The organism is Archangium sp., assembly GCF_036389735.1.
In the GTDB taxonomy this organism is placed as follows: Bacteria; Myxococcota; Myxococcia; order Myxococcales; family Myxococcaceae; genus Archangium.
The window spans coordinates 1-3,080 of sequence record NZ_DASVWK010000793.1 but is presented as its reverse complement, the minus strand read 5'-3'; the positions used below and the strand labels follow the sequence as shown (position 1 = coordinate 3,080).

At 67.1% G+C, this 3,080-nt stretch carries 3 protein-coding genes; 2 read left to right on the top strand and 1 reads right to left on the bottom strand.

Going from position 1 to position 3,080, the window contains the following annotated elements; all coding sequences use genetic code 11:
* Nucleotides 1–32: 32 nt before the first annotated feature.
* A complete protein-coding gene (locus tag VF794_RS28065) occupies nt 33–2,147 on the top strand; it encodes an ATP-binding protein (RefSeq protein ID WP_414640966.1) in 2,115 nt (704 codons plus the stop codon).
* Nucleotides 2,144–2,650, top strand: a complete 507-nt coding sequence (locus tag VF794_RS28060) for a response regulator (RefSeq protein WP_331115633.1) — start codon at nt 2,144–2,146, stop codon at nt 2,648–2,650. Before VF794_RS28065 ends, VF794_RS28060 begins: the two co-directional genes overlap by 4 nt.
* On the opposite strand, the gene VF794_RS28055 is transcribed toward VF794_RS28060, so the two are convergent.
* A partial coding sequence (locus tag VF794_RS28055) for an acyltransferase domain-containing protein (RefSeq protein WP_331115632.1) occupies nt 2,622–3,080 on the bottom strand: 459 nt, incomplete at its 5' end. The genes VF794_RS28060 and VF794_RS28055 overlap by 29 nt on opposite strands.

Here is a 3,080-nt window from a genome sequence, read left to right as displayed (position 1 = left end):
GCTCCCCCCTGGCCCGCACCACGCTCATCCACATGGGCGTGCGCATCGGGGTGATCATCGTCCTGTCCACCCTCTTCAGCTACCTGCACCTGCTCAGCACCCTGCGCACCGAGACCCTCGCGCAGATGGAGCAGCATGTCTTGGAGCGGAGCCAACGTGAGCAGGCCATCTTCCTGTTGGCCGAGGACAATCACGCCGTCCTCAAGAAGGCCCTGGAGGAGAGGATCCGCTCCCTCACCCCAGAGGAAGTGAGTTCCCGCTTCGACCGCCTGTTCGAGCACCTGCCCGACGGCACGGTCCGCAACCGTCCCGAGAGCTTCGACGGAACACGAATGGCGAGCACCTTCGTCCCCCGGGGGGTGCGTGTCGACGCGGACCTTCGTCGCCGAATCCTGGCCGCCTACGACGTGCTCAACCAATACGGGCCCGCCTTCGGGACACGCTTCACCGATACCTTCATCACGCTGCCCGAGGGGCCGAACATCCTCTACTGGCCCACGTTGCCCACCTGGGGCCGCGACGTGGCGCCCACCGAGTTCGTCACCGCCCAGGAGTTCTTCCCCCTCTCCCTGCCCGAGAACAACCCGCTGCGGCGCACCACATGGTCCGGCGTCTACCTGGATCCGGTCCCCAAGACCTCGACGACCACGGTCACCACCCCGCTGGATCTGGACGGCCGCCATGTCGCGTCCATCAGCCATGACGTGCTGCTCGACGAGTTGATGGCCCGCACCATCAACGACCACCTGCCCGGCGCCTACAACGTCATCTTCCGCGAGGATGGACAGCTCATCGCCCAGCCCGAGCTGCAGGAGAACGATCCCTCTGCCCATGTGCGGAGCATCATCGAGCGGGTGAAGTCGCGCCCATCCGGCCAGACCATCCTGGAACTCCCGGAGTACGGTGAATACGTCGCCGTGACCCGACTCCAGGGCCCCGGCTGGTACTTCGCCACCGTGCTCCCCGAGAGCGTCGTGTCCCGCCCCGCCTTCCTCGCCGCCCGCTACGTGCTCCTGCTGGGCATCCTCTCCCTCTTCCTCGAGCTGGTCATCATGTACTGGGTCCTCCAGCGGCAGATCTCCCGCCCCCTGGTGGCCTTCACCCATGCCACGGACCGGGTGGCGGCCGGGGACTTCAAGGTGGAGCTGGACACCGCTCGCAACGACGAGCTGGGACAGCTCGCCCAGGCCTTCCGCCTCATGGCCGACCAGGTGCAGCGGCGCGAGGAGGAGCTACGACAGGCCAACGAGGGCCTGGAGCTGCGCGTCGAGGAGCGCACCCGGGAGCTCAAGGAAGTCCACCAACAACTGGTGCAGACGGCGCGGCGCGCGGGCATGGCGGAGATCGCCACCAACGTGCTGCACAACGTGGGCAACGTGCTCAACAGCGTCTACACCTCCGCCCAGGTCGCCAAGGAGCGGGTGAGCGACATGCGACTGGAGCACGTGGGCCGCGTGGCCGGAATGCTCCAGGAGCGCCAGGGCGACCTCACCACCTTCGTCAACCAGGACGAGCGCGGGCGCAACGTCATGCCCTTCCTGAACAAGCTGGGGCAGAACCTGATGGCTGACCGCGAGGAGATCGTCTCACTGCTCGAGGACGTGGGCCGCTACACCGAGCACATCGGCGACATCGTCAAGGTGCAGCAGAACTACGCCCGGACGCCTCGGGTCCACGAGCCGGTCGTCCTCGCGGACCTGGTGGAGGACGCCCTGCGCATCAACTCGGCCGGGCTCGTCCGTCATCAGGTGAAGGTGCGGCGGCAACTGGCGGCCCTCCCCACGGTGCTCACCGACAAGCACAAGGTGCTGATGGTCCTCGTCAACCTGGTCAGCAACGCCAAATACGCCATGGATGACGTGCCCCTGAACGAGCGAATCCTGAGCGTGAGGCTGGAGCCGCCCGTCGCCGACCGTGTGTGCATCGAGATTCACGACAACGGCATGGGCATCGCCCCCGAGATGCTCACACGCATCTTCCAGTATGGCTTCACCACGCGCGAGGAGGGCCATGGCTTTGGCCTGCACTCCAGCGCCCTCGCGGCCCAGGAGCTGGGCGGCTCACTCAAGGTCCACAGCGATGGACCAGGCAAGGGCGCCACCTTCACGCTGGAGATGCCCTATCATCCTGCCCAGGAGGCAAAATGAGCAGCGCCGCGAGCAAGACGAGGATTCTCGTCATCGATGATTCCGAGGCCATCCACACCGACTTCCGTCGTCTCTTCAGCACGGAGCAGCGCAAGGGCAGTGACGAGCTCGACCAGTTGGAGGTGGCGCTCTTCGGCCCGACCCCCTCTCGCGAGACGGCTCGCGGCGAGCAGGAGCTCGAGGTGGACTCGGCCTTCCAGGGACAGGAAGGCGTCACCAAGATCCAGGAGGCCATGGCGCAGGGCCGGCCCTACTCGCTGGTGTTCCTCGACTACCGGATGCCTCCGGGCTGGAACGGCGCCGAGACGCTGAGGCACCTGCGGAAGATCGCGCCCTCGCTCCAGGTGGTGCTCTGCTCCGCCTACTCCGACTACTCCTGGGGCTCACTCCTCCAGGAGTTCGGCGAGACCCCCCTGTTGAGGGAGATGCGCAAGCCCTTCAACGGCCAGGAATTGCGACAGCTGGTGCTCTCCCTCACCGGGACTCCGCGCGGGCCGAAGTGAGCCAGAAGCGCTGGCGCTGGAAGGGGTAGGTGGGCAGCACCACCCGGCGCCTTCCGTACGGCGCGTCGTACTTCGCCCAATCCACCTCCACGCCTCTCACGTAGAGCCCGCCCAGCATCTCCAGCACCTGGGCCCACTCCGCTCCCGGCGGCGGTGGCCTCACCTCCAGGCACACCTCGATTCCGTGTGCCTTCAGTGACTCCTCCGACTCCTGCCACTGCGCGGGCCCCGACCCCGGCTTGCTCACCGCCAGCTTCAGCCCCTCCTCCAGGCTGAAAGCTCCCGCCTCCACTCCCGCCACGTACTCCCCCACTCCCTGGCCCACCACCCGCCTCGGCTCCACGCCCCACGCTCGCCACAGTTGGGCCAGCGCCCACTCCACGGCGAAGACCGCCGCCCGCCCGTAGGCCTCTTCCTTCAGCAGCGCGCT

Bases quoted from the DNA above. Each gene is read 5' to 3' on its own strand.
- VF794_RS28065 (WP_414640966.1), top strand. From the start codon at position 33: ATGGGCGTGCGCATCGGGGTGATCATCGTCCTGTCCACCCTCTTCAGC.
- VF794_RS28060 (WP_331115633.1), top strand. From the start codon at position 2,144: ATGAGCAGCGCCGCGAGCAAGACGAGGATTCTCGTCATCGATGATTCC.